Origin of the sequence: Streptomyces marokkonensis, from assembly GCF_008312835.1 — a bacterium.
GTDB classification, from domain to species: Bacteria; Actinomycetota; Actinomycetes; order Streptomycetales; family Streptomycetaceae; genus Streptomyces; species Streptomyces marokkonensis_A.
This window is the reverse complement of sequence record NZ_VSKS01000001.1, coordinates 312,239-337,650: the sequence shown is the minus strand read 5'-3', so window position 1 is coordinate 337,650 and position 25,412 is coordinate 312,239. Positions and strand designations below refer to the sequence as shown.

General features: G+C 73.6%; 23 protein-coding genes. 14 read left to right on the top strand and 9 right to left on the bottom strand.

What is annotated here, in order from left to right; all coding sequences use genetic code 11:
• Window positions 1–12 precede the first annotated feature (12 nt).
• On the bottom strand, window positions 13–807 hold the full coding sequence (locus F1615_RS01485; RefSeq protein WP_149546989.1) for a pyrimidine reductase family protein: 795 nt from the start codon (window positions 805–807) through the stop codon (window positions 13–15).
• Here F1615_RS01485 and zapE point away from each other — a divergent pair.
• The 3 genes from zapE to F1615_RS01470 all read left to right on the top strand — a co-directional run bounded on the left by zapE (window position 806) and on the right by F1615_RS01470 (window position 4,521).
• The gene (zapE, locus tag F1615_RS01480; protein ID WP_149546988.1) at window positions 806–1,945 is read left to right on the top strand and encodes a cell division protein ZapE; all 1,140 of its coding nucleotides are present in this window, start codon (window positions 806–808) and stop codon (window positions 1,943–1,945) included. The genes F1615_RS01485 and zapE overlap by 2 nt on opposite strands.
• A gap of 269 nt (window positions 1,946–2,214) precedes the next feature.
• Window positions 2,215–3,036, top strand: a complete 822-nt coding sequence (locus tag F1615_RS01475; protein ID WP_149546987.1) for a slipin family protein — start codon at window positions 2,215–2,217, stop codon at window positions 3,034–3,036.
• 90 nt (window positions 3,037–3,126) lie between these two features.
• Complete coding sequence (locus F1615_RS01470) at window positions 3,127–4,521, top strand: alkaline phosphatase PhoX (protein WP_149546986.1); 1,395 nt, start codon at window positions 3,127–3,129, stop codon at window positions 4,519–4,521.
• Window positions 4,522–4,581: 60 nt separating this feature from the next.
• Here F1615_RS01470 and F1615_RS01465 read toward each other — a convergent pair whose 3' ends face one another.
• Both F1615_RS01465 and F1615_RS01460 read right to left on the bottom strand, forming a co-directional pair.
• Window positions 4,582–5,067, bottom strand: coding sequence for an SRPBCC family protein (locus F1615_RS01465; protein ID WP_149546985.1), 486 nt, complete (start codon window positions 5,065–5,067; stop codon window positions 4,582–4,584).
• Window positions 5,064–5,471, bottom strand: a complete 408-nt coding sequence (locus F1615_RS01460; RefSeq protein WP_149546984.1) for an ArsR/SmtB family transcription factor — start codon at window positions 5,469–5,471, stop codon at window positions 5,064–5,066. The genes F1615_RS01465 and F1615_RS01460 overlap by 4 nt, the downstream gene beginning before the upstream one ends.
• A gap of 88 nt (window positions 5,472–5,559) precedes the next feature.
• Between F1615_RS01460 and F1615_RS01455 the strand changes: the two genes are divergently transcribed.
• On the top strand, window positions 5,560–7,083 hold the full coding sequence (locus F1615_RS01455; protein WP_149546983.1) for an FAD-dependent oxidoreductase: 1,524 nt from the start codon (window positions 5,560–5,562) through the stop codon (window positions 7,081–7,083).
• Between the two features lie 89 nt (window positions 7,084–7,172).
• Window positions 7,173–8,036 carry a polysaccharide deacetylase family protein gene (locus F1615_RS01450; protein WP_149546982.1) on the top strand — a complete coding sequence of 288 codons (864 nt, stop codon included), beginning with the start codon at window positions 7,173–7,175 and terminating at the stop codon, window positions 8,034–8,036.
• A 21-nt stretch (window positions 8,037–8,057) separates the two neighbouring features.
• Here the strand turns inward: F1615_RS01450 and F1615_RS01445 are convergent, their stop codons facing one another.
• The 3 genes from F1615_RS01445 to F1615_RS01435 form a co-directional block, all read right to left on the bottom strand.
• Complete coding sequence (locus F1615_RS01445) at window positions 8,058–9,665, bottom strand: FAD-dependent monooxygenase (protein ID WP_167533622.1); 1,608 nt, start codon at window positions 9,663–9,665, stop codon at window positions 8,058–8,060.
• 61 nt (window positions 9,666–9,726) lie between these two features.
• Window positions 9,727–10,242, bottom strand: a complete 516-nt coding sequence (locus F1615_RS01440; RefSeq protein WP_149546980.1) for a DUF2231 domain-containing protein — start codon at window positions 10,240–10,242, stop codon at window positions 9,727–9,729.
• A gap of 133 nt (window positions 10,243–10,375) precedes the next feature.
• On the bottom strand, window positions 10,376–12,565 hold the full coding sequence (locus F1615_RS01435; RefSeq protein ID WP_167533621.1) for an MMPL family transporter: 2,190 nt from the start codon (window positions 12,563–12,565) through the stop codon (window positions 10,376–10,378).
• Window positions 12,566–12,705: 140 nt separating this feature from the next.
• Here F1615_RS01435 and F1615_RS01430 point away from each other — a divergent pair, with 140 nt between their 5' ends.
• From F1615_RS01430 to F1615_RS01410, 5 genes are all read left to right on the top strand, one after another.
• Window positions 12,706–13,344 (top strand): TetR family transcriptional regulator, encoded by a 639-nt coding sequence (locus F1615_RS01430; protein WP_149546978.1) that lies wholly within the window; start codon window positions 12,706–12,708, stop codon window positions 13,342–13,344.
• 38 nt (window positions 13,345–13,382) lie between these two features.
• A complete protein-coding gene (locus tag F1615_RS01425; RefSeq protein WP_149546977.1) occupies window positions 13,383–13,568 on the top strand; it encodes a hypothetical protein in 186 nt (61 codons plus the stop codon).
• Between the two features lie 33 nt (window positions 13,569–13,601).
• Entirely contained in the window at window positions 13,602–14,321 is a 720-nt protein-coding gene (locus F1615_RS01420) for an aminoacyl-tRNA hydrolase (protein WP_149546976.1), read from the top strand.
• Window positions 14,322–14,658: 337 nt separating this feature from the next.
• Window positions 14,659–15,822, top strand: coding sequence for an MFS transporter (locus F1615_RS01415; RefSeq protein ID WP_149546975.1), 1,164 nt, complete (start codon window positions 14,659–14,661; stop codon window positions 15,820–15,822).
• 388 nt (window positions 15,823–16,210) lie between these two features.
• Window positions 16,211–18,280, top strand: a complete 2,070-nt coding sequence (locus F1615_RS01410; RefSeq protein ID WP_149546974.1) for a neutral/alkaline ceramidase — start codon at window positions 16,211–16,213, stop codon at window positions 18,278–18,280.
• Window positions 18,281–18,294: 14 nt separating this feature from the next.
• On the opposite strand, the gene F1615_RS01405 is transcribed toward F1615_RS01410, so the two are convergent.
• On the bottom strand, window positions 18,295–18,495 hold the full coding sequence (locus F1615_RS01405) for a type II toxin-antitoxin system VapB family antitoxin (protein ID WP_149546973.1): 201 nt from the start codon (window positions 18,493–18,495) through the stop codon (window positions 18,295–18,297).
• A gap of 214 nt (window positions 18,496–18,709) precedes the next feature.
• Between F1615_RS01405 and F1615_RS01400 the strand changes: the two genes are divergently transcribed.
• The 3 genes from F1615_RS01400 (at window position 18,710) to F1615_RS01390 (ending at window position 22,018) form a co-directional block, all read left to right on the top strand.
• Window positions 18,710–20,020, top strand: coding sequence for a DUF692 domain-containing protein (locus F1615_RS01400; protein WP_167533620.1), 1,311 nt, complete (start codon window positions 18,710–18,712; stop codon window positions 20,018–20,020).
• Window positions 20,021–20,104: 84 nt separating this feature from the next.
• Window positions 20,105–20,332: a hypothetical protein gene (locus tag F1615_RS01395; RefSeq protein ID WP_341873403.1), complete on the top strand. Its 228-nt coding sequence runs from the start codon at window positions 20,105–20,107 to the stop codon at window positions 20,330–20,332.
• Window positions 20,333–20,404: 72 nt separating this feature from the next.
• Window positions 20,405–22,018, top strand: coding sequence for an alpha/beta hydrolase (locus F1615_RS01390; protein ID WP_149546972.1), 1,614 nt, complete (start codon window positions 20,405–20,407; stop codon window positions 22,016–22,018).
• A 47-nt stretch (window positions 22,019–22,065) separates the two neighbouring features.
• Here F1615_RS01390 and hemQ read toward each other — a convergent pair whose 3' ends face one another.
• Window positions 22,066–22,797, bottom strand: coding sequence for a hydrogen peroxide-dependent heme synthase (hemQ, locus tag F1615_RS01385; protein ID WP_149546971.1), 732 nt, complete (start codon window positions 22,795–22,797; stop codon window positions 22,066–22,068).
• Window positions 22,798–22,802: 5 nt separating this feature from the next.
• Window positions 22,803–24,263 carry a protoporphyrinogen oxidase gene (gene hemG, locus F1615_RS01380; RefSeq protein ID WP_149546970.1) on the bottom strand — a complete coding sequence of 487 codons (1,461 nt, stop codon included), beginning with the start codon at window positions 24,261–24,263 and terminating at the stop codon, window positions 22,803–22,805.
• A 156-nt stretch (window positions 24,264–24,419) separates the two neighbouring features.
• On the opposite strand from hemG, the gene F1615_RS01375 reads away from it, so the two are divergent.
• Window positions 24,420–25,376 (top strand): DUF4349 domain-containing protein, encoded by a 957-nt coding sequence (locus tag F1615_RS01375; protein ID WP_149546969.1) that lies wholly within the window; start codon window positions 24,420–24,422, stop codon window positions 25,374–25,376.
• Window positions 25,377–25,412: the final 36 nt, after the last annotated feature.

Sequence of the window (25,412 nt, the reverse complement as noted above, 5' to 3'; positions counted from 1 at the left end):
CCGGCCGGGCGGTCAGGCCCGCCGGTAGCGCGTGAACAGGAAGCCGTCCTCCTCCAACACCGAGTTCAGCGTGTAACGCCGCGGAAGTGTCACTGAGGGTCCACCGGCGATGCGCTGAGCGTCACCCGCGGTGAGCATCGGGGAGACGGTGAGACAGAGTTCGTCCAGCACCCCGGCCGCCACCGTCTGGCCCAGCAGCCGCGGCCCGCCCTCGGTCAGCAGCCGGGTGTGTCCGAGGTCCGCCAGCGCCCGCACCGCCCGCGCGGGGTCCACCGCCACCCCCTCCCCGGCGGTCACCACCCGGGCGCCCGCCCTCCCGGCGGCGGCGACGCGGTCCGGGGCGGCGCCGGCGCCGGTCAGGATCAGCGTGGGCAGCAGCGGGGAGGCGAACAGCGGCAGGGAGAAGTCCAGGTCGAGGCTCGCCGTCACCACCGCGATCACGGGCGCCGGTCCCTGTCCGGCCGCCTCCCGGGCAGCGGCGAACTCGGCACGCGCGCGTGCCGGACGGTAGCCCTCCTGCCGTACGGTCTCGGCGCCGACGACCACGACGTCGGCGAGCGCCCGCAGCACGCCGAAGATCCGCATGTCGGCCGGGCAGGAGATGGGCTGCGAGCGGCCGTCGTGCTGGGCGGCGCCGTCGAGGGTGGACACCATGTTGCCCCGCAGCCACGGCTCCCGGCCCCCGGGCCCCGGCTCGGGGTAGGCGTACGCGGCGGCCAGCTCGGCCAGGCTCCACTCGCGGCCGTCCTCCCCTCCGGGGGCCGCTGTCTCGTCGGTCACGTCGGTCACGGGGAACAGGCGTCGCATGTCAGGCAGTGTTCCACGCCCCGTAGCATGGGGGACCGTGTCCTCCTCCGCCGCCTCCCGTCCCGGTCCGCCAGCCGACGTGGCTCCGCTGTCCCTGTGCGCCCGCGAGCCCCATGTCCCCGCGGACCGGCTCGTCGCCGAGATGGTGCCGCCGCCGCGGTTCGACGCGGTGCGCTTCGGCACCTACATCCCCGACCCGGACCAGCCGAGCCAGACCGAGGCCGTCCGCGTCCTCGAGGGCTTCGCGGCGGGCCTGAACGGGGCGCCGGCCGGAGACCCGGGCCGGCGCAGGCTGTTCGGCTTCGGCAAGGCGCCGAAGAAGTCGCCGGCCGGGCCGCGCGGCGTCTACCTCGACGGCGGCTACGGCGTCGGCAAGACCCACCTGCTGGCCTCCCTGTGGCACGCCACCCCGGCCGAGCCCTCCCTCAAGGCGTTCGGCACCTTCGTGGAGCTGACCAACCTGGTCGGCGCCCTCGGCTTCCAGCAGACCGTGAAGACCCTCTCCGGGCACCGTCTGCTGTGCATCGACGAGTTCGAGCTGGACGACCCGGGCGACACCGTGCTGGTCTCCACCCTGCTCGGCAAGCTGGTCGAGGCGGGTGTCGCGCTCGCCGCCACCTCGAACACCCTGCCGGGCAAGCTCGGCGAGGGCCGGTTCGCCGCCGCCGACTTCCTCCGCGAGATCCAGGGCCTGTCGGCCCACTTCCGCGCGCTGCGCATCGACGGTGAGGACTACCGCCACCGGGGTCTGCCCGAGGCGCCGCCGCCGTACTCCGCCGAGCTGGTGACCCGGACCGCGCACTCCACCGAGGGCGCCTCGCTCGACTCCTTCCCGGATCTGCTGGACCACCTGGCGCGGGTCCACCCCAGCCGCTACGGCGCCCTCACCGACGGACTCCGCGCGGTGTGCCTCACGGATGTGCGTCCGGTGCCGGACCAGTCGACCGCGCTCCGGCTCGTCGTCCTCGCGGACCGGCTCTACGACCGCGAGGTGCCCGTGCTGGCCTCGGGGCTGCCGTTCGACCGGTTGTTCAGCGAGGACATGCTGAAGGGCGGCTACCGCAAGAAGTACTTCCGGGCGATATCCCGCCTCACCGCCCTGGCCCGCGACGCGGGACGCCTCACCGACGCCCGGTAGGACGCACGGGCCCCGGCGGGCGGGGAGCTGCGCGGCCCCGGGGCGCCGGGGCCGTACCGGCACGCGGCTCCGCCGCGTGGGCCCGCCCGAGGGGGCGGGACAGGCCCCGGGGGCGGGACGGCGGGGGCGAAGACCCCCACCACCGGCCCGCCCGGCCCTCACGCCCTCACCCTCACGGCACGCCATGGCCTCGCACCGGACACCGGGCATATCGTTGCAGGTGCGGATGAAGCGTACGCGCTCCCCGGACCTCTGGACGGGAGGTCGTCATGGTCGAGGAACTGCTCACCGCGGCCGTCGGCGTCGGCATCGCGGCGACCACCTATCTCGTCGCGGCGGCACGCGTCGTCAAACAGTACGAACGCGGCGTGGTCTTCCGCCTCGGCCGCGTGCGGGGCGACCCGCGGCACCCCGGCTTCACGTTGATCGTCCCGTTCGTGGACCGGCTGCACAAGGTCAACCTGCAGATCGTCACGATGCCGGTCCCGGCCCAGGAGGGCATCACCCGGGACAACGTGACCGTACGCGTCGACGCGGTCGTCTACTTCAAGGTCGTCGACGCGGCGGCGGCGATCATCAACGTCGAGGACTACCGGTTCGCAGTCTCGCAGATGGCGCAGACCTCGCTGCGCTCGATCATCGGCAAGAGCGACCTCGACGACCTGCTGTCGAACCGCGAGAAGCTCAACCAGGGCCTGGAGCTGATGATCGACAGCCCCGCGGTCGGCTGGGGCGTGCAGATCGACCGCGTCGAAATCAAGGACGTCTCCCTGCCGGACACGATGAAGCGGTCCATGGCCCGCCAGGCCGAGGCCGACCGCGAGCGCCGGGCCCGGGTCATCAACGCCGACGCCGAGTTCCAGGCGTCGAAGAAGCTCGCCGAGGCGGCCCAGCAGATGGCCGAGACGCCGTCCGCGCTGCAACTGCGCCTGCTGCAGACCATCGTCGCGGTCGCCGCCGAGAAGAACTCCACCCTCGTCCTGCCCTTCCCGGTGGAGCTGCTGCGCTTCCTGGAGCGGGCCCAGCAGACGCCCGCGAACCGCGCGGTGGAGACCGGCGATAGGCCCTCCGGGGAGCCGCCGGGCCCGTGACACGCGCTACGCGCGTGGTTCCCGGGACCGGCGGCAGGTGATAGACACGGCTGGGTCACAGTTCCTGTCCGCCAGCAGGAAGGTTTCCCCATGTCAGAAACCGGGTCCACCACCGGCTCCCCGGCGACACGACGTCAGATGCTCGCCCGCTCCGGGGCCGTGGGTATCGGCATCGCCTTCACCGGCGCCCTCTCCGAACTGTTCACCGGCACCGCCGCCGCCCGGAACCTCGGCCACCGCGGCTACGGCCCCCTCGTCCCCGATCCCGGCGGACTTCTCGACCTGCCGGAGGGCTTCCGCTACAAGGTGCTCTCCCGCGAGGGCGACCCGTTGCGCTCCGGCGAGGGACCGGTGCCCTCCAACCACGACGGCATGGCGGCGTTCGCCGGCCGCCACGGCCGTGTCCACCTGGTCCGCAACCACGAGAACCGCGCCAGTGGCAGAGTCCCCGTCCCGGCGGTCGAGGGGCTGACCTACGACCCGGAGGGCAAGGGCGGCTGTACGGCGCTGACCCTGGACCACCGCGGCGCGGTGCTGTCGGAGCGGGTCGCGATCGCCGGTACGGCCGTCAACTGCGCGGGCGGTCCGACCCCCTGGAACACCTGGCTGACCTGCGAGGAGACCGAGGACAAGGCCGGGACCAACGGCTACACCAAGGACCACGGCTACATCTTCGAGGTCGACGGCGCCGACCCGCGCCGCACGGGCGCCGTGCCGCTGACCGCGATGGGCCGCTTCCAGCACGAGGCGGTCGCCGTGGACCCGGGGCGCGGCGTGGTCTACGAGACCGAGGACGCCTTCGAACGGCCCTTCGGCCTCTTCTACCGCTTCCTGCCGCACAAGCCCCTGGGCGGCACCGGTTCGCTGCGCGCAGGGGGCCGGCTCCAGGCGATGCGGGTGCCGGGGGTGCCCGACCTGTCCTCGATCCAGGAGACGGGCGCCCGGTTCGACGGCGTCGAGTGGGTGGACGTACCGGACCCGGGGGCCGCCGGAACACCCATCCGCCACCAGGACTTCGGCCCGGGGGGCATCACCCACGCGCAGAAGCTGGAGGGCTGCTACTGGGGCGGGCGCTCGGTCTACTTCGTCTCGTCCTTCGCCCGCAGCGCCGAGGGTTCGGCCGGGGACCACTACGGCCAGATCTGGCGGTACGACCCGGACCGGCGCCGACTGACCCTGGTGATCGTCTTCGGCCCGGACACGGACATCCAGCTGCCCGGTGAGTCGCCGGACAACATCTGCCTCGCGCCCGGCGGCGGTCTGATGGTGTGCGAGGACGGCGGCGGGGCCCAGCACGTCTACGGCGTCACCCGGCGCGGCGAGGTCTACGCGATGGCCCGCAACCGCCAGAACACTGGGACCCCCGAGGATCCGGAGTGGGGCGAGTTCGCCGGCGTCGCCTTCTCCCCGGACGGCCGGACGATGTACGTCAACTGCTACGACCCCGGCACGACGTTCGCCGTGACGGGCCCCTGGCGCGGGTAGCCGGGCGACGAGGACCGGGACGCGGGGGCGGCGCGCCGCCCCCGCGTCCCGGCGCGGTGTTCAGCCCGCCAGGAGCGCGTCCATCTGGCCGACGGCCTGGCTCATCCCCTCCACCATGCCCATCTCGGCCAGCTGCTCCATCTGCTCCCGGGTGTCGAACACGGAACGCAGCTCCATGCGCGTACCGCCGTCGTGCCCGGTGAGCGTCATCCGTACCGAGGTGGTCGGCATCTCGGGGTTCGGCCTGCCGTCCTGGCCGGAGAAGCCGTCGGTGAACTCGAGGGCCGTCGGCGGCGTGACCGAGGAGACCCGCCACCAGCCGCCGAACTTCTCGCCCTCCGGGCCGGTCATGTAGTACGTCGCCCCGCCCCCGGGCGTCAGATCGTGCTCCTCGAAGGTCGCCGGGTAGCTCGGCGGCCCCCACCAGCGCTCCAGCCGGCGCGGGTCCGCCCACAGCTGCCACACCCGCTCCACCGGGGCGGTGAAGTCGGCGACGAGCGTGAGGGTGAGGTGCTCGACGTCCTTGTCCACGCTGGTGACAGTCATCTGTCCGGTCCTTTCGTCGTGTTCTCGTCGGGGGCCGTGGCCCCGGATTCACCGGTCGCGTCGGTGTCCTCGGCCAGCAGACCGGACATCCGGTCCACCCGGGCGCGCCAGGCCGACTCCAGTTCGTCCAGTGCCTGCCTCGCGCGGCCCACCGCGTCGGGGTCGGTGCGCACGAGCTGCTCCCGTCCGCGTCGCTCCTTGGTGACCAGACCGGCCCGTTCCAGCACGGTGACGTGTTTCTGCACCGCGGCGAAGCTCATCGGGTAGGCCGCGGCCAGACGTGACACGGACAGCTCACCCCGGACACAGCGACGGAGTATGTCGCGCCGCGTCGCGTCGGCCAGGGCGTGGAACAGCCGGTCCACGGTCTCGCCGGTCTCGTCTGCGATCCCATCTACAACCATTTGGTTGTACGTTAGTCCCTTCCGGCCCGTCCCGCAACAGGACAGCCCGGTCACGCTGAACCGGACACACGTGGGTACTCGGCCCGGCATGACGGAGAAGCAGCAGGCCGGCGACTCGTACTGGCTCCAGAGCACACCCGGCGGACGGCATCTCGCACTGACCGACGACCTCGAGGTCGACGTGGCGGTGATCGGCGGGGGCATCGCGGGACTCTGCACGGCGCGGGAGCTGACCCGGGCCGGCAGAAGCGTCGCGGTGCTGGAGGCCGGGCGGATCGCGGCCGGCGTCACCGGCCACACCACGGCCAAGGTCACCGCCCTGCACACACTGATCTACGACAAGCTGCGCCGCACCCGCGGCAGCGAGGGGGCCCGGCTGTACGCCCGCTCGCAGTCCGAGGCGATCGAGCACACGGCCGGGGTCGTGGCGGAGCTGGGCGTCGACTGCGAGTGGGAGCGCCGCAGCGCGTACACCTTCGTCCGGGACGAGAGCCAGGTCGAGGAGCTGCGCGCGGAGGCGCGGGCCGCGCGGGAGGCGGGTCTGCCGGCGTCGTTCGTGACGGAGACCGGACTGCCGTTCCCCGTGGCGGGCGCCGTCGAGGTGACGGACCAGGTCCAGTTCCATCCGCGCAAGTACCTGCTGGCCCTCGCCGACGACATCGTCGCGCACGGCGGGCGCATCCACGAGGACACCACCGTCCTCGGCCTGGAGGAGGGCACGCCGTGCCGGCTGTCGACGTCGACCGGGGCCATGGTGACGGCCCGCGACGTCGTGGTCGCCACCCACTATCCCGTCTTCGACCGGGCGCTGCTGTTCACCCGCCTCTCACCGCGACGGGAGCTGGTCGTCGCCGGCCCGATTCCGGCCGCCCAGGACCCGGGCGGCATGTACATCACCACCGAGGAGAACACCCGCTCGGTCCGCACGGCCCCGTACGGCGAGGACGGCACCCGTCGCTTCCTCATGATCACCGGCGAGCACTTCACGCCGGGCACGGGCGACACCCGGGCGCGCTTCGACCGCCTCTCCGCCTGGGCCCGGGGGCACTTCCCCGACGTGGAGCTCACCCACCACTGGGCCACCCAGGACAACGATCCCACCGACACCGTGCCCCTCGTGGGCCCGCTGCACCCGGGTGCCCGGCACACCTACGTCGCCACCGGCTTCGGCGGCTGGGGCATGAGCGGCGGCATGATGGCGGGGCTGCTGCTCACCGCGCAGATCACCGGTGAGGAGCGCGAGTGGAGCGGCCTGTACGACCCGCGCCGCCTGGCCTCCGCCGTGCGCGAGGCGCCGTCCTTCCTCAAGCACCAGGCGCAGGTCGCCAAGCACTTCGTCGGCGACCGGATGCGTCCGTCACCGCCGGTGGAGGCGCTGCCGCCGGGCGAGGGAGCCGTGGTCCGCGTCGACGGCGGACGGCTCGCGGTCTACCGCGACGACGACGGCACCCTGCACGCCCTCTCGGCCCGCTGCACCCACCTGGGCTGCCTGGTCGACTTCAACGCCGCCGAGCGCGCCTGGGAGTGTCCGTGCCACGGCTCCCGGTTCGACACGGAGGGCAAGGTCGTCCAGGGCCCGGCGACACGGCCGCTGGACCGGCGCGACATCTGAAAGGCACGGGGCCGCCGACCGGGTGAGACTCGTCGGCGCTCCCCCGCGGCCCACACCGATCACCGCAAAGCACCTCATACCGTCATGCGGTGATCACACTTATCCACCGGGCGGCCGCCGCATGCGCGCTGACCGCCGCGCTCACCGCCCTCACCGCCTGCGCCGCCCGCCCGGACCCCCAGGCGCCGCGCCCCGCGCCCTCGGCGTCCCCCGCCGTCCCGTCACCGCCCACCCTGGCCCCGGGCCCCGCGGGCCTGACCCCGGTCTTCCACCACGGCCCGCGTACCGGAGGCAGGACGGTCGCCCTCACCTTCGACGCCGACATGACCGCCGACCAGGGCCCGAGGGCCGCGGCGGGCGAGCGCTTCGACCACCCGCAGCTCATCGCCGGCCTGCGCGCGCTGAAGGTGCCGGCCACGGTGTTCATGACGGGCCGGTGGGCCGAGCAGTACCCGGACCAGGCCCGCTCCATCGGCCGTGACCCCCTCTTCGAGGTCGCCAACCACTCCTACAGCCACTACGCCTTCACCGGCGACTGCTACGGCCTGCCGACCGTCTCGGCCGACCGGATGCGGGCGGACGTGGAACGGGCGTACGCGGTGTTCCGGAAGGTGGGCGTGACGGACCCGATGCCGTACTTCCGCTTCCCCGGCGGCTGTTACGACCGTCAGGCGCTCAAGGCGCTGATCCCGGCCGGGGTCACGGCCGTGCAGTGGGACGTGGTCGGCGGCGACGCGTTCGCCACGGACGCGGACGCGGTGGCCCGGCAGGTGCTGGACGGCGTCCGCCCCGGGTCGGTGGTCGTCCTGCACTGCACCCGCAGCGCGGCCCCGGCCACGGAACGGGCCCTGCGGACGATCGTCCCCGAGCTGCGCCGCCAGGGCTACCGCTTCGTGAAGGTCTCCGAGCTGATCGCGGCGGAGCGGAGCGGGGCCCGCGCCGCCGGGACGTGACCCGGACGCACGGCGCTGTCGTCAAGGACGCCTGAGGGACGACGAGCCGGTGGCGCACAGCACCATGGGGGTCGGCTCGGCCGAGAGCACGGATGTCACCGTCCGGCCGGTGGCCGCTATGTGGCGGTCGGGGCGGACCAGGACGACAGGGGCCGCCTCGGCCGGTGCCGGCGGGTCCACGAGGCGCGTGTCGGGAAGGAAGACCACGGGGACTCCCGACCACCTCGGGTCGTCGGGCCCGGGATGCTCCTCACCCGCACGGCCCCGGGCGACCCAGGTGAAGCCCCGGGGCGATAGGTGCTGATGGAGCCGTCCACCGCCGCGTAACAGGGGGTTGGGCAGGCGACGGCCGACCGCGAACGGGGTGCGGTCCCCGTCGGCGGACTCCCCGCCGGCGTAGGCGATGTCGAGCATGCCGACCCCGCGTCCGAACCGGGTCCGCACGGAGGCGCGCGTCAGGAGCGTCGGCGCGACCATGCCGAGCAGGGCTCGGGGTATGCCCTTGCGTGTGGTGAGCGCTCCGGTCGCGCGGGCCGTGCCGCGCACCATCGCGTGGGCGACCGGCCGCCGCTCGGCCTCGTAGCTGTCGAGCAGGCCGTCCGCCCCGTCGACCGCCCGTCCGGCGGCGGCGAGCTTCCACATCAGGTTGTGGGCGTCCTGCACCCCGGTGTTGAGGCCCTGGCCGCCGACCGGGCTGTGGACGTGGGCGGCGTCACCGGCGAGGAAGACCCGTCCCCGGCGATAGTGGTCGGCGACACCGTGGCTGAGCCGGAAGCGGGATGTCCAGGTCACGTGGTGGCTGCCGAAGGCGATCCCGGACCTCCGGCGGATCAGGTCGTCGAGGAAGGCCGCGTCGACGGTCGGGGCCTCCTTCCGCTGTGCCCCGGGGTCGTGGGCGATGATGCGCCACCGGCCCGGCTCCGGCATCGGCACGATGAGCAACAGGCCTTCCGGGGCGAGATGGACATGCCCCTCGTCCTCGGCGAGTGCCGCCGTGGTCATCACGTCCGCCAGCACGAAGGTCGCTCCGGCGTCGGAGCGGTCCAGGCGCAGACCGGCGGCCTCCCTGGTGCGGCTGCGTCCTCCGTCGCAGCCGATCAGCCAGCGCGCGCGCACCACCTCGTACGTGCCGTCCGCGTGCTGCAGGGTGGCCTGGACGCCGCTGCCCTCGTCGTGGACCTCCTTGAGTTCCACTCCCCATTCGACCTGGTGGCCGCGGTCCGTGAGGTGCGCTTCGAGGACGCGTTCGGTGGCGTACTGGGGAACCGACAACCAGAAGGGGTAGGCGGTGTCGCCCCAGGGCAGACCGATCAGATCGACGCGCACCGGGCGGCGGCGCGGCGTGTTCACGTTCAGTGCCGTGAAACGGGTGCCTTCCGCCAGGATCCGATCGGCGATGCCCATCGTTTCGAAGATCTCCATGGTGCGGGCATGAACGACCAAGGCCTTGGAGAAGGTGGAGCGGTGAGGTTTGCGGTCGATGACGCGCACGGTCAGGCCGTGGCGTACGGCTTCGCACGCGGCGGTCAGGCCGGTGGGGCCGGCGCCGATGATCAGGACGTCGGGACTCGTGTGCTCCGTCTCCGGAACGCCGGGGGTGCCGTACGCGTGCGTGGGGTCCGTGAACAACGCTTGTCTCCTTGCCGGGGGGTCGGTTCTGCTCGGTGCTCGGTGCGCGGTGCGCGGTGCGTCACCGCGTGATCCTTTCCGCCGCGCCCTGTGGGACCGGTGCCGTTCGTGTGTCCCAGACGGCGTCGGCGCCGCTGTGGCCGATGCGGGCGACCTGGAGGCCGCTGCCCCCCGCACCGGTCAGCGCGAACAGGGTGAGTGCCACCGCGAGTGGGCGGGAGACGGAAGCACGTTGTCCGTTCCGCGGACGGGTCTCCCGCCGGGTCGCCCAGAACTGGGCGGCGGCTCCCAGGGTGAGGACGACCGCCCAGGGGAGCAGCCCGTCCCCGAGGTCGATGTGCCGCCGCACCGCATCGGTCCGGTCGACACCGTCCGCGAGCGTCTCGCCGGACCTGACGGTGAGCGGGACCAGGACGAGTGCCATGACGCTCAGCGCGAGGGGCAGCAGCCCCGCCCGCCCTCGGAAGCGGGGCCACAGGGCGGCTGTCGCGACCGTCAGGGCGGCGGCGGGCACGGCGACCACGGTGGCGTGGACGATCAGAGGGTGGACGGGCAGGTCGAGGAAGGTGTCGGGCAACGTGCTCTCCGTCGGATTCGATGGGTCGTGGGAGGCGACTGGGGGGTGGGTGGGCGGGGCCCGGCCGGCCGGGAGACGTTGGACGCGGAGGTCCGGTCACCGGTGCGGACGTGCCCCGTGCCGGAGGTGTCCGTCAGTGCCGCGGCCCCGGAGCCGGCTCGCTCCGCTCCCGGTCCGCGGCCGTCGGCGATCCGGGGCCGGCATCCCCGGCACGCGAGGACGAGGACGGAGGCGGTGCCACGTCCGCCGCGTGCCCTGGCAGATGCGGCAGGAACCGCCGCAGCGGGCGCGGCATCCACCAGGCGCGCTCTCCGAGCAGCGCCATGACGGCGGGCACCAGGACCAGCCGCACGAGCGTGGCGTCGATCGCGATGGCGACGGCCAGACCGAAGCCGAAGAGGTTGACGGTCCGCTCGTCGTTCAGCTGGAAGCTGCCGAAGACCACGACCATCACCGACGCGGCGGCCGTGATGATGCGGGCGGTGGCGGCGATGCCGCTGCGCACGGAGGCACCGGCGTCCCCGGACCGCAGGTACTCCTCCCGGACCCGGCTGAGGAGGAACACCTCGTAGTCCATGGACAGTCCGAACAGGACGGCGAACAGCATGACCGGCGCGAAGGACTCCACCGGCCCGGCCTCGGCGCCCAGCAGTCCGGCACCCCAGCCCCACTGGAAGACCGCGACCACCACGCCGTAGGCCGCACCGACGGAGAGCAGGTTCATCGCCGCCGCCTTGAGCGGCACCACGACAGAACGGAACTCGATCGTGAGCAGCAGGAAGCTGAGTCCCACGACGAAGGTCATGAACCAGGCCATCTGGCTGCCGAGCCGGTCGGCGAGGTCGATGGCGGTGGCGGTGGAACCGCCGACGTGCGTCTCGGCGTCCGGCGTGGCCCCGGGGAGGACGTCGTCGCGCAGGTGGTGCACCAGCCGCTCGGTGGACTCGTCGTCCGGTGAGCCCTCGGGCACGACGGTGTAGATGGCAGTGGTCCCGGTTTCGTCCAGCCGAGGGGGCCGTACCTCCTGCACACCTTCCGCCTTCTCCAGCTCGGTGCGCACCTCCGCGGCCTGTTGCTGCACCTCCGCCGCCGGCTGCCCCCCGGCGAACCGTGCCGTCACCACCAGAGGGCCGGTCCAGCCCCGGCCGAAGTCCCGCGCGACCAGTTCGTAGGCCTGACGCTCGGTGCTGTCCTCCGGTGCCGAGCCGTCGTCGGCCGTGCCCAGGCGCAGGGAGAACAGGGGGAGCGCCATCGCGATCAGGACGACGGTGGACACGAGGAGGTAGGGCCAGGGATGCCGCTGGACGTGGCCGGTCCAGCGGTGCCAGCCGCCGGTCCGTCCCGTGCCGTGGTCGAATCGCAGCTTCCGCACGCGGAACCGGTCCAGGTTGGTGCCGAAGACGGCCAGCACGGCCGGCAGAAGGGTGACTGCCGCGATCAGGGTGGCGCTCACCGTGATGGTGCTCGCCAGTCCGAGGGCGGAGACGAAGGGGATGCCGATGAGGTAGAGGCTCAGGATCGCGACGACCACGGTGGCACCCGCCACGAGTACCGACCGGCCGGCTGTCGCCAGTGCGAGCGGGATCGACTCCTCAGGGGTGTGGCCCGCGTGCATGCCCTCCCGGTGCCGGGTGACCACCAGCAGCGCGTAGTCGATGCCCACACCGAGGCCGATCATGGTCGCCACGACTGGACCGGAGGTGCCGATGGTGGTCAGCGAGGCGACCACGGTGAGGAGCGACATCCCCAGCGCGAGGGCGAACAGGGCGGTCAGCAGCGGCACCACCATGGCGAGGACCGATCCGAAGGCCACCAGCAGGACCAGCACCGCGGCGGCCAGACCGATCGCCTCGCTCCCCGACGGTCCGTGCTCGCCCTGGAGCACCGCGCCGCCGTACTCGACCTGCGCGCCGGCGTCGCGAACCGGGTCGAACGCCTCCTGCGCGGCCTCCACCGACGCCTCGGGCACGTCCTTGGCCCGCTCGGTGAACTGGACGGTGGCGACGGCGGTGCGCCCGTCCTCGGAGACCATCGTCGGGCCGGGGCCGTACGGCGACTGGACGACCGCCACGTCCTGTGTGTCGCGCGCCACCGTCACCGCGTCCGTGACCGCGGCCTTCATCGTCGCCGTTGTCATGCCCGAGTCGCTGTGGATCACCACCTGCATACCGTCCCCGGACAGGTCCGGGTACCGCTCGCGCAGGGTGTCGTAGGCGGCCTGGGAGTCGGTGTCCTCGAGTGTGAGGTCGTTGGTGAACGAACCCCCGGCCGTACGAGCGCCGAGGGCCGCCCCGATCACGGCCAGCAACCAGACAGCGATCACCCACCATCGATGCCGCACCGAGAAACGAGCCAGGACAGAGAGCACGCCGGGCCTCCGTAAGCAGGAGCGGGGTTCGGAGGGCCCCGCTGAGAGGGGGGGAACACCGGCAGAGTCACTCGCCCGGTCATAGAATCTCAACCATGATGAATTCGCGTTCGCGCGGCAGAAGGGCGGGAAAGCCCGAGACACGTACCCAGATCCTCGACGTCGCGCGCCGCCGCTTCCTCAAGGACGGGTACCAGGCCGTCACCCTGCGCGCCGTCGCGGCCGAGGCGGGCGTGGACGTGGCTCTGGTCAGCTACTACTTCGGTTCCAAGAAGGGCCTGTTCGGCGCGGCACTCGCGCTGGCCGTCAACCCTGCCGAGACCCTTGCCCGCACCGCGGAGGGCGACCCCGTCACCTTCCCCCAGCGCGCCCTGCGCGATCTGCTCGCCCTCTGGGAGGACCCGAACTCCGGAGCACCGCTGCGCGCCCTGGTGGCGGGGGCCGCCCAGGATCCGGCCGTCACCGGACTGGTGAAGGAGATGCTGGAGCGGGAGCTCATCGACAAGATCGCCGGCCGGATCGGCGGGGCGGACGCCCGCAGACGCGCCGGTGTGTTCTGCGCCCACATCGCCGGCCTGGTCGTCACCCGGTACATCCTGCGTCTCGAACCGTTCGCCTCCATGCCGTCCGATGAATTAATCCGGACCTACACCCCGTCGCTCCGCCTCGCGCTGGGCGAGACCTCGAGGCGCCCTGCCCCGGGCGGCGGGCCGCGAAGCGGGCCCACCCGCTGAACCGGCCGCGACCGGACCGCCCGGCCTACCCTGAACCCATGAACGACACCGACACCGACTACTGCCTGATCGACGCGTCCAGGCCGCCCGAGGCCGACGGCCCGCCGTACGCGGAGTGCGTGCTGTGCCGGGAACCGACCGAGTACCCGGAGTCGTACAAGGGGATCACGCTGTGCCCGGTCTGCGAGTGGCGTGAGGCGGAACGCACCTCCTGCTCCGGCTGACACGGCGGTCGTGCGCCTTGGCACACTGAACCCGTGAGCGACGACCGGACGACACCCGCCCCCGACAGCCCCTTCCGCCCCGACCCGGGCGCCCGTGACGCGGCACCCCAGTTCGTGCTGCCCCTGGTGGTCCGCATCGAGCGGGCGGCGCCCCCGGCCCGTACGGACGCCCTGGAGACGGCGGCCCGCGCGGTGCTGGTCATGCTGACCGACGAGCGCTCCGTGGGCGAGGGCGAGTGGGCGCGGGCCATACGCGACTGGCAGGACGCCCGCATCCGCAAGGTGGTGCGCCGGGCACGCGGCGCGGAGTGGCGCCGCGCGGAGGCGCTCCCCGGCATCACGGTCACCGGCAAGTCCGCCGAGGTGCGCGTCTTCCCGCCGGTCCCGCTGGACGGCTGGCCCAAGGAGCTGGCCCGCCTCCAGGTCTCCGGCACCGACCTCGACGACCCCGACCCCGTGCCCCCGGCGGACCCGGGCGTCCCCGCCCTCTGGCTCAACCCCGACCTCGGCATGTCGGCCGGCAAGGCCATGGCCCAGGCGGGCCACGGCGCGCAACTGGCCTGGTGGGGGCTCTCCCCCGAGGCCCGCAGGACCTGGCACGACACGGGATTCCCCCTCGCCGTCCGCACCGCCGCCCCGTCCGACTGGACCGCCCTGACCACCAGCGGTCTCCCCACGGTCCGCGACGCGGGCTACACGGAGATCGCCCCGGGCTCCTGCACGGTGGTGGCGGACCATCCGGCGCTGCGGTGACGTGATGCCCCTGCGCGACGGGAGCCGGCAAACAGCGCAGCACCGTGGAACGCCGTGGGAACCGCACCTCGCGTGACGGCCCGGCGATCCGGGCCCCAGATGCGTCAGAGGGCGACGTGTCCGTGTGTCTCCGTCGGTGGTCTCGGCCCGGATGAAGGGGCTCGGGAGGCGACACCGCCCCGATGAGCCATCGATGTAACCTCGGACTCCGGCCGACGGTACGACGCCGTCTCCGGTTCCCTTCGCCGCGGTACCCCGACCAGCAGGGCCGAGCGATCGTGAAGCCGAGTCCGCTGCGGGCAGCGGCACCGGTGGGCGCCAGGAGGAAGGGGCATGCATGACGCTCTCCCCGGGCAGCCGGGTCGGCCTGGCCGGAGCGGCTGTCGTCGGCGTCGCCTTCGGCATGGCCCGGTACGCCTACGGCCTCACGCTGCCCGCCGTCCGGCAGGACCTGGACCTCTCTGAACTGGTACTCGGCCTCATCGCCAGCGCCACGTTCGCCGGCTACCTGGCCGGCCTGCTGCTCGCGAGGCCGCTCGCCGCCCGTCGCGGCCCGCGGGCGCCGACGACCACGGGCGGGGCCTGTGGCGCGGTGGGCGCAGTGATCGTGACCGTCGCCCAGTCCCCCTGGTTGCTCGCCGTCGGCGCCGTCCTGGCCGGCAGCGCGGGTGGCTGGGTCTGGGCGCCCTATTCCGACATCGTGACGCGGACGGTGTCCCCGCGGGAGCGGCCGAGAGCGTTGGCTCTCATCACGACCGGCACCAGCGGCGGACTGGTCGCGCTGGGGGGCCTGGCCGTCCTCGCCGTACTGGGGTCATGGCGCCTGGTCTGGGGCGGCCTCGCCGTTGCCGCCGTGGCCGCCGCGATGGTGAACCTCCGCCTGGTGCCACGAACCGGTCCGGTCCCACACCCGGACGGACGGGGCGGGCCCTTCTCACTCGCGAGAGCGCTGACGGTCCCGGCCGCCTACTCCGTCGTCTACTTCGCGGTCGTCGTCATCTACTTCACCTACGCCGCGGATGTCCTCGCCCGCGACCTCCCGACGGCAGCCGTCCCGGCGCTCTACGCGGCCATCGGCGTCACCGGCGGCGTGGGCGTGGCGACCGGGTCCGTCGCTCAGCGACTGGGCAGCCTCAGGGTGGCGGCGCTGTGCCTCGTGACGGTGGCCGCGGCGCTGGCGCTCCTCGGGCTCGCCGGCGGTTCTCCGGCCGCGACGGCGGCCTCGGCGTGCATCTTCGGCGTGGGGTACATGACCGGCTCGGCGGTGCTGGCGGTCTGGACCGCCGAGTTGGTGCCCGACCGCGCGGGCGCGGCGTTCACGGGCTGCCTGATCGTGGGGGCCGTCGGCTCCGTCGCAGCGCCGGTCCTCGCCGGTGCGGTGATCCCCGGCCTGGGGCTGGGGACGCTGCTCGTCCTCACCGCCGCGGTGTCGCTGCTCAGCGGGGTGGCGCTGATGCTGCACGGGTTGTCGAAAGGAACCATCGCGGAAACAGGACCCTGACACGGAAGCCCCGCTCGTCGACGGCTCCACCCCGCACGGCGGACAGCCCGTACCCCGGGGCCGGCCGACAGCGCCTGCGACCACGGGTCAACGCCGTCGGGGCGAAGGACGACCGTGACGCGATCGGCACGCTGCCGCCCGGCTCGCCCCGACGCGGTTCGTGCCGCTCACGCCGCGTCGGGCGTGGGCATGTCTCCAGCAGGCGATCTGCGGGGTTCCGCGGCCGTCACGGGCGTTGTGTCCCAGTGAGTCGGCGCCACCGGACCCCTGACTGTCCTTCACGCCTCTTGCGGCGTCTGTGGCGGGCGGTGTACCAAGGAGGGCGCATAACTTGAATGTTGTTCAGGTTTTGCCCCGCCAGGAGGCCGACCGAGCCCAGGAGTGGCAGATGTCCGCGGAACGTCGTCCCGTGCGCAGCCGTCGTACCGTCCTGCGGGCGGGAGCCCTCACCGGTCTGGGACTGGCGGGTGCGCAGCTGGCGGCCCCGAGCCGGGCCACCGCCGCCACCGCCGCCGCACGCGGCTCCGGCTTCCTCGTCGGCAGGGGTCTCGCCGACGCCACCGGTGAGGTCGCCGAGGTCGGCATGATGGGCTACGGCCGGTTCGACCAGCAGGCCGCCGGGCTGCACACCCGGTTGCGTGCGAGGGCGTTCGTCGTGGCCGACGAGGCGAGCGGGCGCCGGGTCATGCTGATCGTCGCGGACTCGCCGATGATCTTCGAGAGCGTGCACCAGGCGGTACTGCGCCGGCTCGGCGAGGCGTACGGCGACCTCTACACCGAGCAGAACGTGCTCATCACCGCCACCCACACGCACGCCGGCCCCGGCGGCTACTCGCACCACCTGCTGTACAACACGACCACGTTCGGTTTCCACCGCAAGACCTTCGAGGCGGTGGCGGACGGCCTGTTCGAGGCCGCCCAGCGGGCCCACGACGATCTGGCGCCGTCCGAACTCGTCCTCAGTCACGGCACGTTGACCGGGGCCAGCGTCAACCGCTCCCGGGCCGCCTTCGACCGCAACCCGAAGGCCGACCGCGACCACTTCCCTGACGCCGTCGACGCGCACACCACGCTGCTCCGGGTGGAACGGGCCGGGCGGACCGTGGGGGCCGTCAACTGGTTCCCGGTGCACAGCACCAGCATGTCCGGTGACAACCGGCTCATCAGCGCGGACAACAAGGGCTACGCGGCCTACCACTGGGAGCGCGAGGTCAACGACGTCGACTACCTGTCCGACGGCTCCCCGGCGTTCGTCTCGGCGTTCGCCCAGACCAACAGCGGCGACATGTCCCCCAACCTGGACCTGCGACCGCCCACGACACCCGAGGACTTCGCGCACACCCGAGCGAGCGGACTGAAACAGTACGAGGCCGCCGCGGCCCAGGTGCGGCAGCCCGGCGTCCGGCTGTCCGGCCCGGTCGACTCCCGGCTGGTGTACGTCGACCTCTCCGACGTCACCGTCCGCCCCGAGTTCACCGGTGACGGACGGACCCACCGGACGTCCAAGCCGTGCATCGGCGCCTCGATGGCGGCGGGCAGCATGGAGGACGGGCCGGCCTTCCCGGGCTTCGAGGAGGGGGAGAACCCCTTCTGGGACGCGATCTCCGACTCGGTGATCTACACGGTCTCACCGGAACTGAAGCAGGCGCAGGCGCCCAAGGACGTCTTCGTGCCCATCGGGGAGATGAACCGCGTCTACCCCTGGGTGCAGGAGCGGGTGCCCGTGATGCTGGTCCGCGTCGGCAGGCTGTACCTGATCGGCATCCCGGGCGAGGTGACCGTCTGCGCGGGTCTGCGGCTGCGGCGCACGGTGGCCGGGATCGTGGGCGCGGACCTCGACGACGTACTGGTCGCCGGGTACGCGAACGCGTACTTCCACTACGTGACCACCCCCGAGGAGTACGACGCGCAGCAGTACGAGGGCGGCAGCACGCTGTTCGGCCGCTGGCAGCTGCCGGCGCTCCAGCAGACGGCGGCGGCCCTGGCCACCTCGCTGCGCGACGGAACGGACCTCCCCCTCGGCCCGAAGGCGCCGGACCTGTCCGGAAAGGCGCTCTCCCTGCAGCCGGGGGTGGTGCTGGACGCGCCGCCGGCGTTCCGGGGGTTCGGGGACGTGCTGGTGCCGCCACGGGAGAACTACCGTCCCGGCGAACGGGCCGAGGCCGTGTTCGCGGGCGCCCACCCCGGCAACGACCTGCACCGCGGCGGCACCTACCTGGAGATCCAGCGCCGCGACCCCGACGGAACCTGGCGCACCGTGGCCGACGACGGCGACTGGCCGACCCGCTTCCACTGGGAACGCGACGGCATCGCCGCCTCCAAGGTCGCGATCACCTGGGACGTCCCCCAGGACACCCCCTCGGGCACCTACCGCATCGTCTACCACGGCGACGCGAGAAGCCTCATCGGCACGGTCACCCCGTTCACCGGCACGTCCCCGGCCTTCACGGTGCGCTGACCGGGCGGGAGGGCTCAGCCCTGCGGCTCCTGCGGCTTGGCGTCGAGCTCACGCAGGTTCAGGTCCTTGAGCTCGGTGCGTGCCTCCGTGCGGTGGCCACGGGCGATGTAGTCCCGCACGACCGCCTCGACCGCGTCCTGCGGCGAGCCGATCCCCGCGAGGACCATCACTTCCACCACGAGTTCGGCATCGAGACCGATGGTGACCTTCGCCACTGCGCCCCCTTCCTCCACCTGTCCGCACTCTACCGGCCGCCCGTGGAGTACGTCCCGGACAGGGCGCCGCAGGGGGCGGGGTCCGAACCTCAAATGTTGCTCTGAAGGTGGCCGGAGGGCGGTTCGGGGGCGAGTGGTCGGGTGATACCCCTGGCACGTCCGGAGAGGGCGTTCGGGGGCCGGGCGGGAGAGCCGGGTGGAGGAGGGGGCGGGGATGAGCGTGCGACTGGGGAGCGGGATCGGGTGGCGTCCGGAGATCGCGGACGCGGTGGAGCGCATGCCGGGGATCGACTGGGTCGAGGTGGTCGCCGAGAACGTCTGCCCCGGGCATCTGCCCGGTTCGCTGGTGCGGCTGCGCGAGCGCGGGGTGACCGTCGTGCCGCACGGCGTCTCCCTCGGACTCGGCGGGGCGGAGCGGCCCGACGAGGGGCGGCTGGCCGCCCTCGCCGAGCGGGCCGTCGCCCTCCGCTCGCCGCTCGTCACCGAGCACATCGCGTTCGTGCGGGCCGGCGGGGCGCTGACCGCGTCGCCGCGGATCGAGGCGGGGCACCTGCTGCCCGTGCCGCGCACCCGTGACGCCCTGGACGTGCTGTGCGAGAACGTCCGGATCGCCCAGGAGTCGCTGCCCGTACCGCTCGCCGTGGAGAACATCGCCGCGCTGATCTCGTGGCCCGGCGAGGAGATGACCGAGGGGCAGTTCCTGTACGAGCTGGCCGACCGCACCGGGGTGCGGCTGCTCGTCGACGTCGCCAATCTGCACACCAATCACGTCAACCGGGGCGAGGACCCGGCCAAGGCGCTCGCCGAACTGCCCCTGGAGGCCATCGCGTACGTCCATGTCGCGGGCGGGTTCGAGCGGGACGGCGTGTGGCACGACAGCCACGCCCACCCCGTCCCGGGGCCCGTGCTGGACGTCCTCACCGATCTCGCGTCCCGCGTCCGTCCTGACGGCGTCCTGCTGGAGCGGGACGAGAACTTCCCCGAGGCGGACGAGATGGAGCGGGAGCTGGCAGCGATCCGGCAGGCGGTCGAGGAGGGGGCGCGACGCCGGGACCCGAGTGCGGCCCCGGTCGTGGGGGGCCGCCCCGAGTCGCGGCGGGGCTCCCCCGGGCCCGCGCGGCAGCGGCTCGCGCTCGCGCAGACCGCCGTGCTGTCCGCGCTCGTCGCCGGGACGCCCGTGCCCGAGGGGTTCGACCGGGTGCGGATGGGCGTGCAGGCGCGGGCACTCGCCGCCAAGCGGGCCGACGTCGTCGCCAAGGTCGCACCCGAACTGCCGGTGATCCTCGGGGACGGATACCGGCCCGCCTTCCTCGCGTACGCGCAGACGCGGCCGATGACCGGCGGCTACCGGCAGGACGCGCTGGACTTCGTCGCGGAGCTGCTGCCGGCCGGACGGCCGCGGGACGCGCGGGTGCGGCGCGAGCTGAGGGAGTGGTGGCTGGAGCGGTCGGGGCCGAGGCCGCGGTCGAGCCGGCCGGCGGTGCGGCTGGCGCGGGCCACGCGGCAGGTGCTGCTGCGGCGCTGACCCGCGCCGGCGGCAGCGCGGGCGGCGGCACGCCGGGGCGCGCGGCCGCTGCCGCTGGTCCTCACGCTGGGCTGCCTGGCCATCGTGCGGTTCGAGATCCATCCGTACTCGCGCTGGGCCTCCCCCGCGGGTCAGCGGCTGCTGGGCGGCCTGCCCCGCGGCTCCGGGGACGCCGGGGACGCCGGGGACGACCGTACGTATCTGACCTCGGTCGCGGTCCGCGGCGTCCGCGCGGTGGGCGAGCCGGAGGTGCGCGCGGCCTCGCGCACCGGGGGCCGCGCCAGGGGCCCTGAACGCCGACACACCCGGTGAGGGGTGCTTGCCTCCCGTCACCATCGAACGAAACATCCCTATTGTCGCTTTCGCGCACCGAAGGGATCGTCGATGAGAACTGCCGCCGCCGTCCATGTGGCCGCCGGGTCCATGCTCCTCACCGCCCTGGCCGCCGCCCCGGCCGGTGCCGGTGCTCCCGCCGACTCCTCCGCGGCCGAGCAGCGGGGCGCCGCCGCGGCCGCCGCGCGCGCCGCCGGCCGGGGCATCGACTTCGGCAGGTGCCCCGCCGCGCAGCAGCTCCCGGGCACCGTCCGGTGCGGCACCGTCCGTGTCCCGCTCGACTACGCCCGCCCGAACGGAAGGCAGATCGAGATCACCGTCAGCCGCGCCCGCGCCACCGGCAAGGATCCGGCGGGCGGCAAGCGCGAGGTGCGCAGGCAGGGGTCCCTGGTCCACAACCCGGGCGGACCGGGCGCCACCGGCGTGTACTTCCCGATGATGGGCGCGCTGCCCGAGTGGAAGCGCATCGCGGCGGCCTACGACCTCGTCGGCTACGCCCCGCGCGGGGTGGGCGGTTCGGCCCCGCTGTCCTGCACGGACCCGGGTACGTTCCACAAGGGCCCCACCAGGGCGCCGGTCCACCCCTCGGAGGCGTACAAGCGCGAGCGGGTCGCACAGGCCAAGGCGTACGCGCGCGGCTGCGCCGAGCGGGCCGGGGACTCCCTGCGGCACTACAACTCGCTCAACAACGCCCGTGACCTGGACGTCCTGCGCGCCGCGCTCGGCGAGAACCGGCTGACGTTCCTGGGCGCGTCGTACGGCACGTACTTCGGGGCGCTGTACGCCACGATGTTCCCCTCGCACGTGCGGCGGATGGTGTTCGACTCGGCCGTGAACCCGGACCCGGAGCAGATCTGGTACCGCAACAACCTCGACCAGTCGGCCGCGTTCGAGGACCGCTGGGCGGACTTCCGGGCCTGGGTCGCCCGGCACCACGACGTGTACGGGCTGGGCGGCACCGCACGGGAGGTGCAGGCCGGCTACGACAGGGCCCGGGCGCGGCTGGCGAAGAAGCCGGCGGGCGGGAAGGTCGGACCGGAGCAGCTGCAGGCGGCCCTGCTGAGGGCCGGGTACTACGACGACCACTGGCCGCAGAGCGCGCGGGCGCTGTCGGCGTATCTGAAGGGCGACCCCGCGCCGCTGGTCGAGCAGGCGCAGGAACATCCGGAGGCGGCGGCGGAGGCCGAGAACTCACGGGCGGTGTATCTCGCCGTGGAGTGCAACGACGCGCCCTGGCCGACGGACTGGGCGGTGTGGGACCGGGACAACACCCGGCTCGCGCGCCGGGCGCCGTTCGAGACCTGGGGCAATGTGTGGACGAATCTGCCCTGCGCCTACTGGAAGGCCCCCCGGCAGCGGCCGCTGGACGTGCGCGCGGGCCGCGGTGAGCTGCCGCCGACGCTGATCCTGGCGGCGGAGCGGGACGCGGCCGCCCCGTACGGGGGTGCCCTGGAGCTGCACCGGCGGCTGGCCGGTTCGACGCTGGTGACCGAGCGGGACGCCGGCAGCCACGGCGTCGCGGGCGGACCCAACGCCTGCGTGAACGGTCACCTGGAGGCATATCTGCTCGAGGGCCGCGTCCCGGGCCGGCGCGCCTCGTGCGCGCCGCACCCGGAACCGGCGCCGGGGCCGCGGACACGGCCGGTGGAGCGGCAGGCCGGGTAGACGTCGCCCGGCGCGGAAAGACCCGCCCGCCCGGCGGGTCCCGGTGATCAGGCCAGGCCCGCGACCAGGTCCGCGACGTCCTTGCGGCGGCCCGTGTAGAACGGGACCTCCTCGCGGACGTGCATCCGGGCCTCCGAGCCGCGCAGGTGGCGCATGAGGTCGACGATGCGGTCGAGCTCGTCGGCCTCGAAGGCGAGGATCCACTCGTAGTCGCCGAGGGAGAACGAGGCGACCGTGTTGGCGCGCACGTCGGGGTAGCCGCGGGCCATCTTGCCGTGGTCGGCGAGCATGCGCCGGCGGTCCTCGTCGGGCAGCAGGTACCAGTCGTAGGAGCGCACGAAGGGGTAGACGCTCACGTAGGCGCGGGGCGTCTCGTCGGCGAGGAACGCCGGGATGTGCGAGCGGTTGAACTCGGCGGGGCGGTGCAGCGCCATGTTCGACCAGACCGGCTCCAGGGCGCGGCCCAGCTTCGTGCGGCGGAAGAGGTTGTACGCCTCCTGGAGCTGGTCGGCGGTCTCGGCGTGCCACCAGATCATGAGGTCGGCGTCCGCGCGCAGGCCCGAGACGTCGTAGGTGCCGCGGATCGTGACGTCCTTGGCGGCGAGCTGGTCGAACAGCTCCTGGACCTCCTCGGCGTACCCGGCGCGGTCCTCGGGCAGGACGTCCTTCAGCTTGAAGACCGACCAGAGGGTGTAGCGGATGACCTCGTTGAGGTCCTTGGCCAGCTTGCCCTTGTTCGGGATCCGGTCGGGGGCGGGGGTGGTGGCGTCGTCACTCATGTCCCTTATTCTCCTGCTCCTCCGTGGAGGCTGTGCACCGGGTGGGCGGTGAGCTCCTGCACACCGTGCGGGAGCTCACCGTTGATCTGGTCGGCGGCGGCGTACGCGCTCGCGATGCACGCGGGGATGCCGACGCCGTCGTAGGCCGCGCCGCACACGGCGAGCCCGGCGAGGCCCGCGAGGTGCGCGCGGACGCGGGTCACGCGCGCGTGGTGGCCGACGGGGTACTGGGGCAGGCCGTCCTGCCAGCGGGTGACGCGCGTCGCGACCGGGGCGGCGGTCAGGCCGGTGGCCGCCTTCAGGTCGTGCCGGGAGACCTGCACGAGGCCGGCGTCGTCGTGGCGGAGGATCTCCGTCTCCCCCTGGCGCCCCACGGAGGTCCGCAGGACGACCAGGTCCGGGTTCTCCTGCGCGATCCAGCCCCATTTGCGGGAGGCGAAGGTGGACGCCTTGATGGTGTGGCCGTCGACGGGCGGCACGAGGAATCCGCTGCCCTCGGGCAGATCGGTCTCCGCGCGGCGGTAGGCGAGGGTGATCAGCGCCATGGAGGCGTACTCCACCGCGGCGAGTTCGGCGGCCGCTCCGGGGGCCTCCGCGCGCAGCAGGCCGGCGGCGGCCGGGGCGGGCACGGCGACGACGACCCCGTCGGCGCGCAGCACCCGGTCGCCGGCGACGATCCGCCAGCCCTCCTGAGGTTCGCGGCGCAGCTCCGTGACCGGCGTACCGGTCAGGATCTCGGCTCCGCGCGCCCGCAGCGACTCCGCGACGGCGAGGGGGAGGGTGCCCACTCCCCCGGTGATGCCCATGAACACCGGGCCGGTCTGCCGGGCGGCGGCGGCCCGCGCCTGGATCTCGCGGACGCCCTCGGTCAGGGAGGTGTGGGTGCGGGCGGCCTCGAAGAGCTGCGGGACCGCCGCGCGCATCGAGATGCGGTAGGCGTCGCCCGCGTACACCCCGCCCAGCAGGGGCTCCACGAGGCGGTCGACGACCTCGCGGCCGAGGCGTGCGGCCACGTACTCGCCGATCGCCACGTCGTCGCCGATCTCGGTGCGGGGCAGGTCGGCGTCGCGTTCGATCCGGGCGACCCCCTCGTCGGACAGCACACCGGCGAGGGCCGCGGCGGTGCCGGGTACGCCCATGACGTGGCCCTTGGGCATGGGACGCAGGGCGCCGCGGGTCCACAGCGCGGCCGCGGCGGTGGCCGGCGGCTCGAGCCGGTCGGCGAGGCCCACGTCGCGGGCGAGGCCGACCGCCTCGGGGCGGCGGGCCAGCAGCGACTCCGCGCCGAGGTCGACGCGCGCGCCCGCGATCTCGCCGGGCAGCAGCTTGCCGCCGACCCGGTCCGAGGCCTCCAGCACCGTGACCCGTGTCCCGCTCTCCAGCAGCCGGTGCGCGGCCGCCAGCCCGGCGATCCCGGCTCCTACGACGACGACATGGCGTCCGTCGCCCGCATGTGATCCGCTCATGGTTCCACCTTCTCAAACGTCACCGCCGCTCCCGCCAGGGCCATGTGGCCCTGCCGAGTCCCTACCGTGACCGCATCGGGACCGTCCGGCGCCAACGTCCCGGACCCCCGCGGCGTCGAAGGATCGTCAGTCATCACGACACCGGGGGAGCCCCGTATGCGCACACGACGATCCGTACGACCCGCCCGCGCCCTGGCCGGGGTCCTGCTGGCGGCCGCGCTCGCCACCGGCGGGTGCAGCGCCGCGGGCGGCGACTCCGCCGGTTCCGAGGCCGACGACAAGGCCGCCGCGCCGGCCCAGGAGGCGGCGACGGACGGGGGCGCGAAGCAGGGCGCCCCGGGCGGCTCGGCCGCGGACGGTGCGGAGGCGGCCACGCCGCCGAAGGTCACCGCGGACCACATCATCCGCACCGCCTCGCTGACGGTGCGGGTCAAGGACGTGTCCGAGGCGCTGGACGAGGCCCGTGCGACGACCGAGAACGCGGGCGGCTACGTCGGCAACGAGACCACCCGCCGGGACGCGGAGGGCCGCGAGCACACGCGCGTGGTGCTGCGCGTGCCCGTCGAGAAGTACGCGGACGTCCTCGCCGGCCTCGAGGGCGCCGGCAAGCTCGTCGAACGCCGCGCGAAGGCGGAGGACGTCACCGACCAGGTGGTCGACGTGGAGAGCCGCATCGCGTCGCAGCGGGCCAGCGTGGCCCGGGTCCGCGAGCTGATGGACCGGGCGTCCAGACTCAGTGACGTGGTCACCCTGGAGGGGGAACTGAGCACCCGTCAGGCGGAGCTGGAGTCCCTGCTCGCCCGGCAGGAGTCCCTGAAGGACCGCACGAGCCTGGCGACGATCACCCTGTCCCTGTCCGGGACGCCGGCGGAGAAGGCGACGCGGGACGACGACGATCCGGGCTTCGTGGACGCGCTCACGGGCGGCTGGGACGTGTTCCTGACGCTGCTGCGCTGGCTGGCGCTCGCGATCGGCGCGGTCCTGCCGTTCGCCGCGGTGGCGGCGCTGCTGGCCCTGCTGTGGCTGAAGGCCGTACGTCCCCTGCTGTCGCGGCGCCCGCGGACGGTGCCCCCGGCGCCCCCGGCCGGCGAGCGGGGGACCGCGGGGGACTGAACGGTCCCGGGACCGGGTGAACCGCGCGCCCCGTAG

Coding starts and splice junctions, on each gene's coding strand:
- zapE (WP_149546988.1), top strand. CDS start 806: ATGTCAGGCAGTGTTCCACGCCCCGTAGCATGGGGGACCGTGTCCTCC.
- F1615_RS01430 (WP_149546978.1), top strand. CDS start 12,706: ATGATGAATTCGCGTTCGCGCGGCAGAAGGGCGGGAAAGCCCGAGACA.
- F1615_RS01415 (WP_149546975.1), top strand. CDS start 14,659: ATGACGCTCTCCCCGGGCAGCCGGGTCGGCCTGGCCGGAGCGGCTGTC.
- F1615_RS01400 (WP_167533620.1), top strand. CDS start 18,710: ATGAGCGTGCGACTGGGGAGCGGGATCGGGTGGCGTCCGGAGATCGCG.
- F1615_RS01475 (WP_149546987.1), top strand. CDS start 2,215: ATGGTCGAGGAACTGCTCACCGCGGCCGTCGGCGTCGGCATCGCGGCG.
- hemG (WP_149546970.1), bottom strand. CDS start 24,263: ATGAGCGGATCACATGCGGGCGACGGACGCCATGTCGTCGTCGTAGGA.
- F1615_RS01425 (WP_149546977.1), top strand. CDS start 13,383: ATGAACGACACCGACACCGACTACTGCCTGATCGACGCGTCCAGGCCG.
- F1615_RS01455 (WP_149546983.1), top strand. CDS start 5,560: ATGACGGAGAAGCAGCAGGCCGGCGACTCGTACTGGCTCCAGAGCACA.
- F1615_RS01410 (WP_149546974.1), top strand. CDS start 16,211: ATGTCCGCGGAACGTCGTCCCGTGCGCAGCCGTCGTACCGTCCTGCGG.
- F1615_RS01390 (WP_149546972.1), top strand. CDS start 20,405: ATGAGAACTGCCGCCGCCGTCCATGTGGCCGCCGGGTCCATGCTCCTC.
- F1615_RS01485 (WP_149546989.1), bottom strand. CDS start 807: ATGCGACGCCTGTTCCCCGTGACCGACGTGACCGACGAGACAGCGGCC.
- F1615_RS01465 (WP_149546985.1), bottom strand. CDS start 5,067: ATGACTGTCACCAGCGTGGACAAGGACGTCGAGCACCTCACCCTCACG.
- F1615_RS01460 (WP_149546984.1), bottom strand. CDS start 5,471: ATGGTTGTAGATGGGATCGCAGACGAGACCGGCGAGACCGTGGACCGG.
- F1615_RS01375 (WP_149546969.1), top strand. CDS start 24,420: ATGCGCACACGACGATCCGTACGACCCGCCCGCGCCCTGGCCGGGGTC.
- hemQ (WP_149546971.1), bottom strand. CDS start 22,797: ATGAGTGACGACGCCACCACCCCCGCCCCCGACCGGATCCCGAACAAG.
- F1615_RS01470 (WP_149546986.1), top strand. CDS start 3,127: ATGTCAGAAACCGGGTCCACCACCGGCTCCCCGGCGACACGACGTCAG.